Annotated in this window: 11 protein-coding genes; 7 read left to right on the top strand and 4 right to left on the bottom strand. The window is 45.8% G+C overall.

Features of this window, described 5'->3' with window-relative positions:
• Positions 1-97: 97 nt before the first annotated feature.
• Positions 98-823 carry a C40 family peptidase gene (locus tag LIN78_RS07885; protein WP_227180236.1) on the bottom strand — a complete coding sequence of 242 codons (726 nt, stop codon included), beginning with the start codon at positions 821-823 and terminating at the stop codon, positions 98-100.
• On the opposite strand from LIN78_RS07885, the gene metH reads away from it, so the two are divergent.
• Positions 728-4459, top strand: a complete 3732-nt coding sequence (metH, locus tag LIN78_RS07880; protein WP_227180235.1) for a methionine synthase — start codon at positions 728-730, stop codon at positions 4457-4459. The two genes, LIN78_RS07885 and metH, sit on opposite strands and share 96 nt — an antisense overlap.
• A gap of 1 nt (position 4460) precedes the next feature.
• On the top strand, positions 4461-5702 hold the full coding sequence (locus LIN78_RS07875) for a TIGR03862 family flavoprotein (RefSeq protein ID WP_227180234.1): 1242 nt from the start codon (positions 4461-4463) through the stop codon (positions 5700-5702).
• Here LIN78_RS07875 and LIN78_RS07870 read toward each other — a convergent pair.
• Positions 5696-5908 carry a SlyX family protein gene (locus LIN78_RS07870; protein WP_227180233.1) on the bottom strand — a complete coding sequence of 71 codons (213 nt, stop codon included), beginning with the start codon at positions 5906-5908 and terminating at the stop codon, positions 5696-5698. The genes LIN78_RS07875 and LIN78_RS07870 overlap by 7 nt on opposite strands.
• Positions 5909-5963: 55 nt before the next feature.
• On the opposite strand from LIN78_RS07870, the gene arsC reads away from it, so the two are divergent.
• Both arsC and LIN78_RS07860 read left to right on the top strand, forming a co-directional pair.
• Positions 5964-6329 carry an arsenate reductase (glutaredoxin) gene (gene arsC, locus LIN78_RS07865; protein ID WP_227180232.1) on the top strand — a complete coding sequence of 122 codons (366 nt, stop codon included), beginning with the start codon at positions 5964-5966 and terminating at the stop codon, positions 6327-6329.
• Positions 6326-7021: a pseudouridine synthase gene (locus LIN78_RS07860; protein ID WP_227180231.1), complete on the top strand. Its 696-nt coding sequence runs from the start codon at positions 6326-6328 to the stop codon at positions 7019-7021. The genes arsC and LIN78_RS07860 overlap by 4 nt, the downstream gene beginning before the upstream one ends.
• 30 nt (positions 7022-7051) lie before the next feature.
• Here the strand turns inward: LIN78_RS07860 and LIN78_RS07855 are convergent, their stop codons facing one another.
• Together LIN78_RS07855 and LIN78_RS07850 are read right to left on the bottom strand one after the other, a co-directional pair.
• Complete coding sequence (locus LIN78_RS07855; RefSeq protein ID WP_227180230.1) at positions 7052-7777, bottom strand: FecR family protein; 726 nt, start codon at positions 7775-7777, stop codon at positions 7052-7054.
• Positions 7778-7788: 11 nt separating this feature from the next.
• Positions 7789-9105, bottom strand: a complete 1317-nt coding sequence (locus LIN78_RS07850) for a surface lipoprotein assembly modifier (protein ID WP_227180229.1) — start codon at positions 9103-9105, stop codon at positions 7789-7791.
• A 145-nt stretch (positions 9106-9250) separates the two neighbouring features.
• Here LIN78_RS07850 and hemE point away from each other — a divergent pair, with 145 nt between their 5' ends.
• The 3 genes from hemE to LIN78_RS07835 all read left to right on the top strand — a co-directional run bounded on the left by hemE (position 9251) and on the right by LIN78_RS07835 (position 15190).
• Positions 9251-10327, top strand: a complete 1077-nt coding sequence (gene hemE, locus LIN78_RS07845; protein WP_227180228.1) for a uroporphyrinogen decarboxylase — start codon at positions 9251-9253, stop codon at positions 10325-10327.
• Between the two features lie 362 nt (positions 10328-10689).
• Entirely contained in the window at positions 10690-12879 is a 2190-nt protein-coding gene (locus LIN78_RS07840) for a primosomal protein N' (RefSeq protein WP_227180227.1), read from the top strand.
• A 10-nt stretch (positions 12880-12889) separates the two neighbouring features.
• A complete protein-coding gene (locus LIN78_RS07835) occupies positions 12890-15190 on the top strand; it encodes a CHASE2 domain-containing protein (protein WP_227180226.1) in 2301 nt (766 codons plus the stop codon).
• The last annotated feature ends 43 nt before the right edge of the window (positions 15191-15233 follow it).

The raw sequence follows: 15233 nt of genomic DNA, 5'->3' as shown, positions 1-15233 counted from the left end.
ACATTCTGCTTTATACCTTGATGATCCTTTGAGCTAGCGACTTCTTAGCGTATTCACTAACCGAAAGTCCATATTTTGCGTTGGATTTGCTTGTTATTTAAGCAAATAAACTAACTGCGCCATCGAATCGTTGTGCATAATATTTTGCCGCTAATTGATCTACTCTTACATTGCCGCCTGAACTAGGGGCGTGAACAAACTGTTGGTTGCCAATATAAATGCCCATGTGGCTATGTGCGTTTCCATTGGTATTGAAGAAGACAAGATCGCCTTGTTCTAGGGATTGAATCGACAACATTCGGCCAAGTTTGAATTGTGCTGCGGCATTGTGCGGCAAACTGATGTTTGTGGCTTGCTGGAAAATAAATCTTGTTAGGCCACTACAATCAAACCCATTATCTGAGGCCCCCCCATATTTATAAGGTGTGCCTACTAAACCTAGTGCAGACAATACAATGTCTTGTCTGTATTTGTTGTCTATTTGTAGTTGGCTTTTGCTTTGGGATTGTTTTATCGGTGGTTTCGATGTGCTACATCCTGCAAGTAATGCTAGGCTAAATGCTGTCGAAGTGATCAAAAAATGACGACGTGTTGAGTTCATGGCATACCCTCTATCCCTTGTTGTGAAATTAGCAGTCTTCTTTCTAAACGTAAAGTGCTCGCGGATTTTTTTGGGCGCTGACATGTTAAAATAATCAAATATATTTAATAGATAAAGCTGTTTCCTATGAAAAATTCTATCGTCAACCGCCGTGATGAAATTGTTTCCCTTCTGAAAAAGAATATATTGATTCTTGATGGCGGGATGGGAACGATGATTCAACGCCATAGTCTCGATGAAGCTGCATATCGAGGCGAACGTTTTGCGGATTGGCAATGTGATCTCAAAGGAAATAATGACTTATTAGTGCTGACGCAACCGAAGATAATTTCGGATATTCATCAGGCCTATCTGGATGCTGGCGCTGATATTGTCGAAACCAACTCGTTTAATGCGACATCGATTGCGATGGCGGATTATGAGATGGAGTCTTTGGTATGGGAGCTTAACTTTGCTTCCGCGAAGTTAGTGAAAGATCTCTGCGTTGCTGAGACGGCTAAAAACCCTGCAAAACCACGGTTTTGTGCTGGTGTCTTAGGCCCAACAAACCGCACCTGTTCTATTAGCCCGGATGTAAATGATCCTGGCTTTAGGAATGTAACGTTTGATCTATTGGTAGAGTCTTACACTGAGGCCATTGATGGGTTATTGCAAGGTGGGGCAGATCTACTTCTTGTTGAAACCATCTTCGATACCTTAAATGCTAAGGCAGCGGTATTTGCGATTAGGCAGTATTTTAAAGAGCATGCGGTTTCAGTTCCTGTGATGATTTCTGGGACGATTACAGACCAGTCTGGTCGTACGTTGACAGGTCAAACCACAGAAGCATTCTATAACTCTCTCTCTCATTCTGATGCGATCAGTTTTGGTCTGAACTGTGCTTTAGGCCCTGATTTGTTGCGCCCCTATGTTGAAGAAATGTCGAGAATTTCTTCGACATTTGTGTCTGTACATGCAAATGCAGGTTTACCTAATGCATTCGGTGGCTATGACCTTGGCCCTGAAGACATGGCGATACAAGTTAAGGAATGGGCGGCCAGTGGTCTAACCAACATTATTGGTGGCTGCTGTGGCACAACGCCTGAGCATATCGCGGCTATTTATGCAGCGGTCAAAGATCTTCCTCCTCGCCCATTGCCTGAAATTGAAGCGAAATGTCGCTTGTCAGGTTTAGAGCCATTCAATATTGGTGATACTGATTTGTTTGTGAACGTTGGTGAGCGGACAAACGTTACAGGTTCAAAAGCATTTGCTCGTTTGATTTTGGCGGGGGACTATCCTGCTGCGTTGGAGGTTGCTCGCCAACAAGTTGAGAATGGTGCGCAGATTATTGATATCAACATGGACGAAGGCATGCTAGATGCTAAGCATGCCATGGTGACCTTTCTGAATTTGATTGCTGCAGAACCAGACATCAGCCGTGTTCCTATCATGATTGACTCGTCTAAATGGGAAGTAATTGAGGCGGGGTTAAAGTGTGTTCAGGGTAAATGCATTGTCAACTCTATCTCTCTGAAAGAGGGTGAAGAGCAATTTAGGCATCATGCCGAATTGTTGCGAAGCTATGGCGCAGCAGTGATTGTTATGGCATTTGACGAGACAGGTCAGGCAGATACATATAAGCGCAAAGTTGAAATTTGTGAGCGCAGTTACCGTATGTTGGTGGATGAGATTGGTTATCCGCCTGAAGATATTATTTTTGATCCGAATATCTTTGCTGTTGCTACTGGTATTGAAGAACATGCCCGGTATGGTTTGGATTTTATTGAGGCAACGGGTTGGATTAAGCAAAATCTTCCGCACGCAAAGATCTCTGGAGGCGTGTCAAACGTATCTTTTAGTTTCCGTGGCAATAATAAAGTACGCGAAGCGATTCATGCCGTTTTCCTCTATCACGCGATTGCGCGTGGGATGACAATGGGGATTGTGAACGCTGGTGCATTGGAAGTGTACGAAGAAGTCGATGCTGCTTTGCGTGAGCGTATTGAAGATGTGGTGTTAATGCGTACACCGAAAGATGGCGGTGATGCGACTGAACTATTGATTTCGCTAGCGGAAACCTTCCGTGGTGATGCAAACCAAAAATCAGCTGAAGATTTAAGCTGGAGAAATGGCACATTGCAAGAGCGTATTACGCATGCACTAGTCAAAGGTATTACGACGTTTATTGTAGAAGATACTGAGGAAGCTAGGTCAACCAGTGAGCGACCGATTCATGTGATTGAAGGCCCGTTAATGAACGGCATGAACGTGGTTGGTGATTTATTTGGCGCGGGTAAAATGTTCTTGCCGCAGGTGGTGAAGTCTGCCCGCGTGATGAAAGCCGCCGTTGCCTACCTAGAACCTTATATTGATGAAGAAAAGATCCGTATGGGGCTGGCGGATGCGCCTGCTAAAGGTAAGATCATCATGGCGACCGTGAAAGGTGACGTGCATGATATTGGTAAAAACATTGTTGGCGTCGTCTTACGTTGTAATAACTACCAAGTGACCGACTTGGGTGTGATGGTTCCTGCTCAGAAAATTCTGGATGCAGCGAAAGAAATTAATGCCGATATTATTGGCTTGTCTGGACTGATTACTCCCTCGCTAGAAGAAATGGCGCATATGGGGAAAGAAATGGAGCGTCAAGGCTTCACTATTCCTCTTCTTATCGGCGGTGCGACGACATCGAAAGTCCACACAGCGGTGAAAATTGAGCCAAATTACCCAAGTGGCCATGTGATCTATGTACCAGATGCCAGTCGTGCGGTAGGTGTTTGCTCTAACTTATTATCTGATGAGTTGAAGCCCGATTTTGTCGCCAAAGTGAGAGCTGAGTACGAGAATATTCGCTTTATTCATGCAAACAAAGATAAAACTAAGTTTGTGCCCATTGCAGATGCACGAGCAAATGGTTTTGCACCGGCAATGAATTATGACTGGTCAGCTTACACACCGCCAAAACCTAATCAGCTAGGTGTGATGAAGTTTGAAAATGTACCTTTAGAGGCGTTGGTTCCGTTTATCGACTGGAGTCCGTTCTTTAATGCGTGGGAATTATTTGGTAAATATCCTCGTATTTTAGAGGATGACGTGGTGGGAGAGTCTGCTCGTTCGCTGTTTGCCGATGCGCAAGTCATGCTGGAAAAAATGGTTGCCGAAAAATGGGTACAAGCGAATGGTGTGATTGGATTGTTCCCTGCTAATTCGGTGAATGGTGAGGATATTGAGATTTACTCTCCTGAAACAGGCGAATGCTTAATGACTTGGCATAACCTACGTCAGCAGAATGTAAAAGGTGCAGGGAAGCCGAACTGGTGTTTGGCTGACTTTATTGCGCCAAAAGAGTCTGGTATCAAGGATTACATTGGTGCATTTGCGGTGACCGGTGGCATTGGCATTGACCCGCATGTCGATCGCTTTGAGCAAAATAATGATGACTATAGCGCCATTATGGTGAAGGCCTTAGCTGATCGTTTTGCGGAGGCTTTTGCCGAGTACATGCATGCCAAAGTTCGCCGTGAAATTTGGGGTTATGCAAAAGATGAAGCGCTGGATAATGATGCCCTGATTGATGAAAAGTATGTGGGCATTCGTCCGGCGCCTGGTTACCCCGCATGCCCAGACCACACGCCTAAAACAGGATTGTTTAATTTGCTGGATGCACCTTCCATTGGTATGACGCTAACAGAAGGGTATGCGATGCTTCCAACCGCTGCCGTCTCGGGATTTTACTTTAGCCATCCTGAAAGCCGTTATTTTGCGGTTGGCAAGATCGATAAAGATCAGGTGGAGGAATATACAAAACGTAGAGGCGTGCTGCAGTCGCAAGCTGAGCGCGATTTAGCGCCTACCCTTGGATATAACCCTGATTAATATGCTATTGGAACAACAGGTGACGGTTGCCATTATTGGAGGTGGCCCAGCAGGGTTAATGGCCGCAGAAGTGCTGTCTCGCCAAGGTGTGCAAGTCGATTTATATGATGCGATGCCTTCTGTTGGGCGTAAGTTCTTGCTCGCTGGCGTGGGCGGGATGAATATTACTCATTCTGAGCCAAAGGCAGACTTTATTACGCGGTATCCTGAAGGGGCTGTGCTCGTCAATGATTGGCTAGCCGAGTGGGATGCGGATGCGCTTCGAGCCTGGGCGGATGAATTAGGCGCCTCGACGTTTGTTGGCTCTTCTGGGCGTGTATTCCCGAAAGAGATGAAGGCCGCTCCTTTGTTGCGCGCATGGTTGCATAGACTTCGAGAGCAAGGTGTTCGCATTCATGTACGGCATCGGTGGCTAGGTTGGGATGATGGGGCGCTATTGTTTTCTTCTCCGAATGGGCATCTAAAAATTAACGCAAAAGCCACTTTGCTAGCTCTCGGTGGCGGGAGCTGGGCGAAACTCGGCTCGGATGGTGCTTGGGTTAAACATTTAGCAGACCAACAAGTTGACATCACCCCACTCGTCGCTAGTAATGTAGGTTTTCAATGTCAGTGGTCGGACTACTTTAAAGAGAAATATCAGGGCAAGGCGCTAAAGAATATTGCTGCGAAAGTAATTGTGCCTCATCAAGATACGCTCGTTGCCAAAAAAGGGGAGGCAATGCTTACCCAATTTGGTATTGAAGGTGGCCTCATTTATGCATTAGGACACGCACTCAGGACGGCCTATTTGCAAACAGGGGTGGCGCGATTGTCGCTTGATTTGTTGCCAGACTTTTCTATCGAGAAAATTCACTCTCTTCTCGGTGCTGGACGTGGTGCGAAGTCCCTCTCTTCATTTTTTGCTTCTAAATTGAAGTTAGATGCCGTGAGGTTTGGATTGCTACGAGAGAAACTGTTGCCGCACCAATTGGATGATCTCTCTTTAGTTGCCTCAACCTTAAAAAACTATGAGATAGCACTCACTGGTATGCAACCCATGGATGAGGCAATTAGTACCGCTGGTGGAGTGAGTGAACAATCACTTTCTCATCGGTTAATGCTAAAACAGTTACCCGGCGTATTTTGTGCCGGGGAAATGCTGGACTGGGATGCGCCAACTGGTGGGTATTTGCTGACGGCTACCTTAGCTTCCGGTCGGTACGCTGCGCACGGTATCTTAGAGTGGCTACAAGCGAATCAATAGTGAGGCGGAATCTCATCGACTGGATTTAATGGACGATGGGGTTCTTGTTGTCGCAATTGATCGGCAACAAGTAGTAGTTGCCTACTTAGTAAATCAATTTGCATCTGTTGCTTGGCAACGATGGTGTTCAGTGTGTCTAATAAGTCATCTTGATGTGAAAATTTAATTTCCAGATTTTCAATTCTGGTCTGAAGATCCTGTTCCATAGACGATGTTCTCTAGGTTATTTGCACGATAACGGCAAAGAAAGAATGCTAATAAATGAATGTGACACTTTACCACTATTCCGCTTGTTCGAAATCTCGTGCGGTGGCTGAATTGTTGGACGCGGCTCAATTATCTGTTGATGTACGTTTGTATGTCGAAAACCCACTGACTCAAGCTGAGTTGAGTGTATTGATGAATCAACTAGGCATTCTGCATCCTAAAGAAATGATGCGAACGAAAGATGCACTATTTGCTGAGCTTGGGCTCGATCAAGAAGGTCTGTCTCAGGCTGAGTATTTGGATGCGATGACGAAACATCCTATCTTGATGGAGCGCCCAATTGTTGTGATTGGTGACACGGCTAAAATTGGCCGTCCGCCAGAGTCAATCCAAGCATGGATAAGTGCACTAGCGTCATGAAACCTTTAAGTTTAAGTAAAATCCTTCAATCACAAGGCTTGGGTAGTCGTAAACAATGCGAACAGATGATTCGTCATTCACTCGTTTGTGTAAATGGGGCGTTGGTGACGAATCCGAACCAGACATTTATGGTGGATGGTCTGAGTTGGACGATAGAAGATGAGCTGTTCACGTACCACGAAAAGCTCTACGTGTTGCTTCATAAGCCGGCTGGCTATGAGTGTTCCCACCAGCCGATTCATCATCCCTCTGTTTACAGCTTACTGCCCGCGCATTTTATCGCCCGAGGGGTTCAATGCGTTGGCCGTTTAGATCAGGATACCACAGGCGTTTTATTACTAACGGATGATGGGGTGTTAAATCACGCACTGACCCATCCTAAAAAGCATGTGACGAAAACGTATATCGTGACTGTGAAACATCCGCTTACAGAGGACAACGTCCAATCGTTATTGGCGGGGGTGCTATTACATGATGAAAATGAGCCAATCGCAGCGATTGAGGCAGAAATTATCTCTCCGTTGGAATTACGATTAGTGATTGCAGAGGGAAAGTATCATCAAGTGAAAAGAATGGTGGCGGCCGTGGGGAATCGAGTAGAGGCCTTGCATCGTGCTTCATTTGGGCAGGTTACTTTATCGGATTTGGCCCCAAGTGGTTGGACATTGATCGACAAGCAGCAACTCGCGTAGTGCTCATTGCTGCTTGCTAGTTCGTTTGCTTTAGAACTGAGAGCAAGAGCGTAGTGTGCCTGCTCCACTGGCAACGGTTTCTACGCATACCTCTCGCGTATTTTGTAAACTGCCGTTAGATAGACCGCTTTGGCTAATTGGCGTTTGTGTTGGTGTACTTACCGATGCTGCCAAATTGGTCAACTTCGCCGGTTTGCTTGGCGAGGGGACATAAATTTGTTTGCCTTGTTCCACTAATGTTCCGCCAACCTCGTTGGTGACGAATACCGCGCCTTTGTGTACTTGGACGGTTAATCCATTGTCTTCTGTTGCGGTATATTCAGTGCCTCTAATCCCGATGGTTGCTGTCGGGGTACTTACTTTGTAGGCGTCTTTGTTTGCGCCTTTGCCGATTAAGCCAGAGACGGTGCGAAACGTGCCTTTAAAGAGGCTAAAAAAGCCAGTTTCATTACCGTCGTTTTTACCATTGAATAAATAACGTTCTACATAAAAGCGCGTATTCGGCGATAAAGAAACGATTGATCCATCGGTAAAGCGAATCTGCAATTTACCATTACTTTTTGTTTCGATCGTGTCTTGCGCGTTAATTTCCGCTCCTTGTTGGACACTGCGCACTTGCTGATTGCTGGTGATGTTGACCGTACCAACAACAAATAGCACTTTACCTGCTGCCGCCATTACTGCTTGGCAAAGAAATAAAGTAATGAGTGTGACCATTACTTTGAATGTGTAATTAGAACGCCATTGCTTAGCCATAATTTGCTGCCTTATTCAAAGTCATATTTAACGGTCAGATCGAAACGTGTTTGTTTATATTGGCTAATTGCCTGATTGCTTCGATTCTTTGTCCAGCTTAACTGCGGGGTAATCGTTAGGTGCGGAGCTAGCAAGTAATTCATTCCTAAACGGATATCCCACTGCCCATCTTTTCTGGTGGATAAATACTGAGGATGCGTGGCTAGGTATTTTCTCCACTCGTATGCCAGCGTTAGGTAAGCTGCGGTTTTCTCATTGAGTTGCCACAACCCCCCGAGTTGATAACCCAAGAAATGGTTGCTTGTGTAATTGTTAGCAGATTGTTTTGATTTCTGAGATCCGAAGTAAAAGCCTGTTTGTAGCATGGGCTTAAATGGCAAATCCTCAAAGGATTCAACATATCGGCTGCCCAGCGTCCAGCGTTTACTGTCGTTATCTGATTGCAGTTGGTTGTAAGTGTTGAGCTTACCGTAAATGGTTATTTCACTATTGGGACTTAGCAGATGTCCCCAGTCTATGCTGGCTTGTGTGTCGCTGAGATAGGCGTTGTTATCTAAATAGTTTTTTGTATAAGCCAAACCAAAGCGAACCCGGTCATTTTGCTGTTGGTAAGTTGCACCTAAATTGGCTGAAAACTGATCATTATCTAGATTGGTGAATCGGTGATTGTGTTTGGTTAATGCACCAATACCCATATCTGCAATCCAGTTTCCACTTAAAGTGGTGTAATAGGAAAGCGTCGCGCCGGCCATCGTGTATCTATCTGCTTTGGCTTGTTGGTAGTCAGCGAGCGTGACAGGGGTGGTCGGTTCAATTGGGAAATAGAGAGGGGATTCAGCAGGCCCTGCGGGAAGGTTGTTACTTCGCCCTAGTGTGAAATACACACTGCCTTTTAACTTGCTTGTTTCTGCGGATTGGGCGGTTCTGTATTTGGCCAGAATGCTTAAGACTTCTGCCGGTGGATTTTTCGCCTCGACTTGCTGGAAAGCGGCTTCTGCTGCAGGGTAGTCCCCCATGGCATGGTAGGCACGACCAAGCTCTAAATAGGCTGATGCATTATTCGGATCTGCCGCTACTTCCCGCTCTAATGCAAAACTTGCTTCCGAGTAGTGACCGCTTTCTAAAGCGGCTACTCCAAGTGCATGATCAAATGATGGCGTACCCGCAAACTGAGATTCTGCGTTGATTAAGCGGTTGTAACTCGTTTCTGCATCTTTACCGGTTATCTCTGCCAGTAGCGTGTCAAGCTCATTGGCTAATGCAGGGGCAGAGAGTAAAAGTAAGGAAATGAGTAAACTTGAATAGCGCGAATGCTGGGCTTTTCTCATTTTGAAGCCTTGTATAGATGTAAATTTATGTAAGCTTCATCTTAGGGGACAAATGCTTTTGCGTCTATTTCCTGTGATGAGTCAAAGACCGTTGTGTTGCTTATCGGTATAATGCTTACCATTCTTACCAATGCAGAGTGTTGCAATGACTACAAACCTTAAAAATGATCGCTTTCTGCGTGCCTTATTACGCCAGCCAGTGGATAAGACGCCTGTGTGGTTGATGCGCCAGGCCGGTAGGTATTTGCCAGAATATTGTGCAACACGAAAAACAGCGGGTTCTTTCTTGCAACTGTGCAAGAACCCTGCATTAGCAACCGAAGTGACGCTTCAACCTCTAGAGCGCTTTCCATTAGATGCGGCCATTCTGTTCTCTGATATTTTGACTGTGCCAGACGCAATGGGCTTGGGTTTGTATTTTGCGGAAGGGGAAGGTCCAAAGTTTGAACGCCCGCTTCGCCATGAAAAAGATATTCTCAATTTAGCTGCGCCTGATCCTGAAGGCGAGCTGAAATATGTCATGGATGCCGTGCGTGAAATTCGTCGTGCACTAGATGGCCGAGTACCGTTGATTGGTTTTACCGGCAGTCCATTTACCTTGGCTTGCTATATGGTAGAAGGTGAAGGTAGCGGAGATGGCTTCCCTACGACTAAAACCATGCTTTATAACCGCCCAGATTTGTTGCACCATATTTTAAAAGTAACGACAAAAGCGGTGACCAACTATCTGAATGCGCAAATTGATGCTGGCGCCCAAGCGGTTCAGATTTTTGATACATGGGGTGGCATGCTGAGCCTAGACGCGTATCGAAAATTCTCGCTAAGTTATATGGCTGAAATTGTGGCAGGGCTAAAACGAAATAAAGATGGCAATGTGATTCCTGTGATTGTCTTTACCAAAGGTGGTGGGCAGTGGCTCGAGGAGATTGCGGCAATTGGTTGTGATGCGATTGGTTTGGACTGGACGGTGGATATTGCCAGTGCGCGTGCAAGGGTTGGCGATAAAGTGGCACTGCAAGGCAATTTTGATCCTCTCGCTTTATTTGCAGAACCTGCAGCGATTCGCTCTGAGGTGGGACGAATTCTGACTGGTTTTGGTCAAGGTTCTGGTCATGTATTTAATTTGGGACATGGCATTTCTCAACATACGAACCCAGAGCATGTTGTCGCATTGGTAGAAGCGGTGCATGAATTAAGTCAACCATTTCACCAAGCGGTGTAAAAATATTACAAAACAATGTAAAAAAACACTTGCAAAATAATCAGTATTTTGATTGGCCATGGTGACTTATGCACAGAATGCAAAGTCAATTACCATGGCTCAATTTTTTTTGCAATAAGCAATGTGTTTATTTTGTAAGTTGTTGATTTTAAATGATTTGTTAAATTGATTAAAGTTTGTGCAATGTGTTCTCAAGCCATGATTTGACGTGGTTTTTGCCCTATATGCATAAACTTTCCACAAAGTTATCCACAGATCCTGTGGGTAACCAAAAAAGCTGTTGATTTATTACGCTTTAAAGTAAATTCTTGAGAAGTTACTTTAAGTTGATGCAATCCATTCTATCTTCATAAAAGTTTTTTATGGCTGACGTATTTAAAATAGCTCGTATTGCATTAGATGTCCCATTACCTCGCTGTTTTGACTATCTCTTAGACGGGGTAACGAAGTCAGACATTGGGAAGCGGGTAAAGATCTCTTTTGCCAATCGTGAAAAGGTGGGGGTGATTGTTGACTGCGTGAATGAGACAGATGTCCCAACCGCGAAGTTAAAAACGGTGGAGTCGGTGCTCGATGCTGAACCGCTGTTAACTGAGGATGTGTTATCGCTTTTGCGTTTTTGTAGCCAGTATTATCAATATCCGCTGGGTGCCACCCTATTTACAGCCATTCCATCTCGGCTACGTCAGGTCAATGCGTTTAAACCAGATGTGAGTGTGTATTATCAACTCAATCACGATGGGATGACCGCACTGGCTAGTTTAAAAAAGTCAGCAAAGGCACAACTCCTTTTACGGGACAGATTACTGCAGCCAGCAGGAAAAGATGAACTGAAGTGGTTGGCATCTACCGCGAATAACATCATCAAAAAGTGGTTGGAAGCGGGCTGGTTGGATGAGGTGGCCGTTCCCGCTTCTCAAGCCATGATTGTCGGTGAGAAACCGTTATTAACGCATGAGCAAAAAGCGGCTATCGAACAGATTGCATTTAACGGTTTTCAAACTGCCTTACTGTTTGGGGTAACGGGCAGCGGTAAAACAGAAGTTTATCTACAGTTAGTCGAAAAAGCCCTGCAGCAAAAAAAACAGGTGCTGGTGCTGGTACCAGAAATTAACCTAACTCCGCAATTATTTCAGCGATTTGCCAAGCGCTTTCCCTCTATTCGGATTGCAGCGCTTCACAGTAATGTGAGTGATGCCGAAAGAGCGAGTGAATGGCTGGCGGCGAAACGGGGTGACCGAGAGATTGTGCTCGGTACGCGGCTATCCGTCTTTGCACCTTTGCCGCACTTGGGGTTGATTATTGTGGATGAGGAGCACGATGCAGCCTATAAGCAGCAAGATAGTCTGCGTTATTCTGCGAAGCATGTCGCTGTGGTACGTGCTAAGCAAGCAAATGTACCAATTGTGTTAGGGTCCGCCACGCCATCTTTAGAAATGTGGTCGCAAGCGATTGAAGGAAAGTTTGATCTGTTGCCGATGACTAGGCGAGCAGTCGATGCTGCCGTATTGCCGACGATTGGCATTGTGGATACGCGTAAACGATATGCGGAAGACGGTTTGTCAGCCGAGTTGTTAGCTGCGATTGGTGATCGGCTTCACCGAAAAGAGCAAAGTCTCGTCTTTATTAATCGCAGAGGATTTTCACCTGTTGTCTTTTGCGATGCGTGCGGATGGCAAGCTGGTTGCCAGCGTTGTAGTGCGAGGTTGGTTTTACACCGAGCCCAAAGGCGCTTGATTTGCCATCATTGCGGATGGGGATTGCCCGCGATGTCTGCTTGCCCAGATTGTGGTAATCAAGATTTAAAACCAATTGGTGCGGGCACTCAGCGTTTGGAGGAGGCGCTAGAAACGCATTTCCCGAATGCGCGGGTGCTGAGGGTTGATCGAGACGCAATGCGCTTAAAGGGGAGTTGGGAGGCCGCTCAGGCGCAAATCATGGACGGTGAGGCGGATATTCTGATTGGCACGCAAATGTTGGCGAAAGGGCATGATTTTCCCCTGTTAACCTTAGTGGGGGTGATCAATGCCGATGTGAGTTTGCACTCTGCGGATTTTCGCGCGACAGAAAAGCTATTCGCCCAATTGATGCAAGTCTCTGGACGGGCGGGTCGAGCAGGTTTGCCAGGCCAAGTGCTGATACAAACCGGATTCCCTGATCATCCTGTCTTTGAATACCTCACTCGTCATGATTTTCAAGGCTTTGCCGAACAGCTATTAACGGAGCGCCAACTCTGTGAGTTTCCACCGTATTCATTTCAAGCGATTCTGAGAGCAGAGGCTAGCCGAGTGGAGCTGGCATTAGAATGGTTGCAAGCCGCAAAATCTTTGGGGTTAAGGGATGGTGCTAGGTGGTTAGATCAGGTGGAAGTATTTGATCCCGTACCTGCATTAATGGTGAAGGTGGATCAAAAAGAACGCGCTCAACTACTATTTCAAAGTAAGTCTCGCGTGACCTTGCAAAAGTTTTTATCCGAGTGGAGTTATCTTTTGTACGACATGCCATTAAAAGGTGGCCATTGGACATTAGAAGTGGATCCGATCGATATCTAAATCTAAATCCATGCAGATAGCTCATCTCTTCTCTACGCTAAAAACAAACTGGTCACGATTGAAACGTGAATGGGTGATTACCTTTTTGATTGTGCAATGGTTTGCTGTTGCCGTTACGTTGGGATGGTTGCCTTTTTCTAGCTTTGATCGATTAATCTACGATACGTGGTTGCAAACAGACAGGCAAACTTCATCAAATACTCAAATTGTGCTGGTCGAAATTGATGATAAAAGTATCGCTCAGCTAGGGCGCTGGCCTTGGCGGAGAGCGGCCATTGCTGCCGCGTTGCCAACATTTAGGCAGGCGGATGCAGTCTTACTGGATATTTTGTTTTCTGAGCCAGATAACCATTCTGATGCCTTAGATGACGATGCACTCGCCCAATCGATTCGTCAAAATGGACGAGTCTTACTTCCGTATGCCTTGCAAGTGATCCAAAACCAAGAAAAGTGGATCAAACCGATTGATCAATTAGCCGATGTGGCCAATACCCTATGTCACATCAATGTGCCTGTGGATACCGATGGCGTGGTGCGGCAAATGAGCATGTATTCGCTAGCTGCGCCACCGTTTCATGAGCATTGTAGCCTCGCGCTAGCAAGGGTGATGCATCCTACAAATGAGGTTGCTTCGGTTCCTGTATTGATCAATCTTCGTTTTGCGGACGATCAGAAAAATTACCAGCATCTATCATTTGTGGATGTGCTAAATGGCACTTACAAACCTGCGTTCTTTGCCCATAAGGTGGTGATTGTCGGGGCGAAAGCGACAGGGGTGGGTGATCAATATGCGGTACCGGTGGGTAGCCATCTTATGTCCGGTATGGAAATTCAGGCGAATGCCTTGTCTACTGTGATGGCAAGAAGCTGGATTCATCCGCTCTCTCTTTCGATCGTACTCGGTATTCAATGTTGCTTGATTAGCGTGCTTTTCCTAGGGGTGTTGCTAACGCCATCTAAGCGGCTACCTTTGTTGTTCATTTCATTTGCCGGGGGCGTTGTTGCTTTGAGTTGGCTATCTTTTCAACTCAACTGGTGGATCACGCCGCTACCTGCCATTTTGGCGGTGATGCTGACCTATCCGCTGTGGAGTTGGCGAAGGTTAGTTGCTGCCATTCGTTACACCGAGCAAGTTCATCAAGTATTGGAGAAGCAATCTTCGCAATGGCAAAAGCCAAACTCGGCCGAGACCGAGTGGTCTGAAGATTTAGATGTCCGCTTGAGTTATGTTCAGGCGGTTTCAAAGCAGTTGGGTCAGTGGCAAATGTTCATGCTTGATAGCATTCAGCAGGCGCCTGATATCCGCGTGATCACCGATACGGAAGGTCATATACGCTTGGCAAATGAGTTGGCCATCACAGAGTTTGCTGCATTGAATGTGCCCATGCCACTAGCAGGTGCGAGCTTGCCTCATATATTAAGTCGCTACTGTTTGAAGGATGCGTCCCAATCGCCTATTGATTTGTCTGTTTTAGCAAATGAAAGCAATGGACAAGAAACAATCATCCAAACGGGCAGTATCTGGTTAGTCAAGGCATCGCATTTAGTGGGGGCTTCTGGGGAGGCGATGGGGTATTCGATTTCTATTGTTGATTTAACCCCAATTAAGCTGGCGGAAAAAAATAGGGAAGAAACGCTGAGCTTTCTATCGCATGACATGCGAACGCCACAAGCGGCTATTCTTGCCTTAATCGAACTTCAAAATGGTGCTCAGCCATTACCTGACGACGAGTTTAAACGACGAATTGCGAAGCAGGTCAACCAGACATTAAGTTTGGCGGATGACTTTGTGCAAATTAACCGCTTGCAGGTGGCGGAGAAACAATTTGTGCCTGTCATGCTGATCGATGTGTTGTCTGATGCGCTAGATCAATTATGGCCATTAGCAAAACAATATGGTGTGCGATTGCAATATCCTGATTTTGAGGAAGAGGCCATTGTGCTAGGGCACCGAGAATGGCTCACGCGTGCTTTTGTGAATCTGCTTTCCAATGCAATTAAATACAGTGAAGATGATCAATCTGTCAGCGTTCAGTTGATTGATCAGGAAAATACTTGGCAAGTCCAGGTGATTGACCATGGGCTAGGTATGACAGCCGCACAAGTGGATCAATTGTTTGATGGCTTTCAGCGATATCATCATGATGGATCAAGTAAGCGAACAGGTGCAGGGCTTGGCATGCTGTTTGTCGCCGAAGTGATGAAGTTGCATCATGGAGAAATTTCGGTTGATAGCCAAATACACCAAGGAACTACGATTTCTGTGTCTTTGCCGAAGGAAATACACTCGTATGACGAGCCACTAATTTGATAAACTAACGTTTGATACCTAAACATTCCAACCGATAGCGTGA

Origin of the sequence: Leeia speluncae (assembly GCF_020564625.1) — a bacterium.
Taxonomy (GTDB): Bacteria; Pseudomonadota; Gammaproteobacteria; order Burkholderiales; family Leeiaceae; genus Leeia; species Leeia speluncae.
The sequence above is the reverse complement of the archived record's forward strand: the minus strand, read 5'-3'. Positions and strand labels throughout refer to the sequence as shown.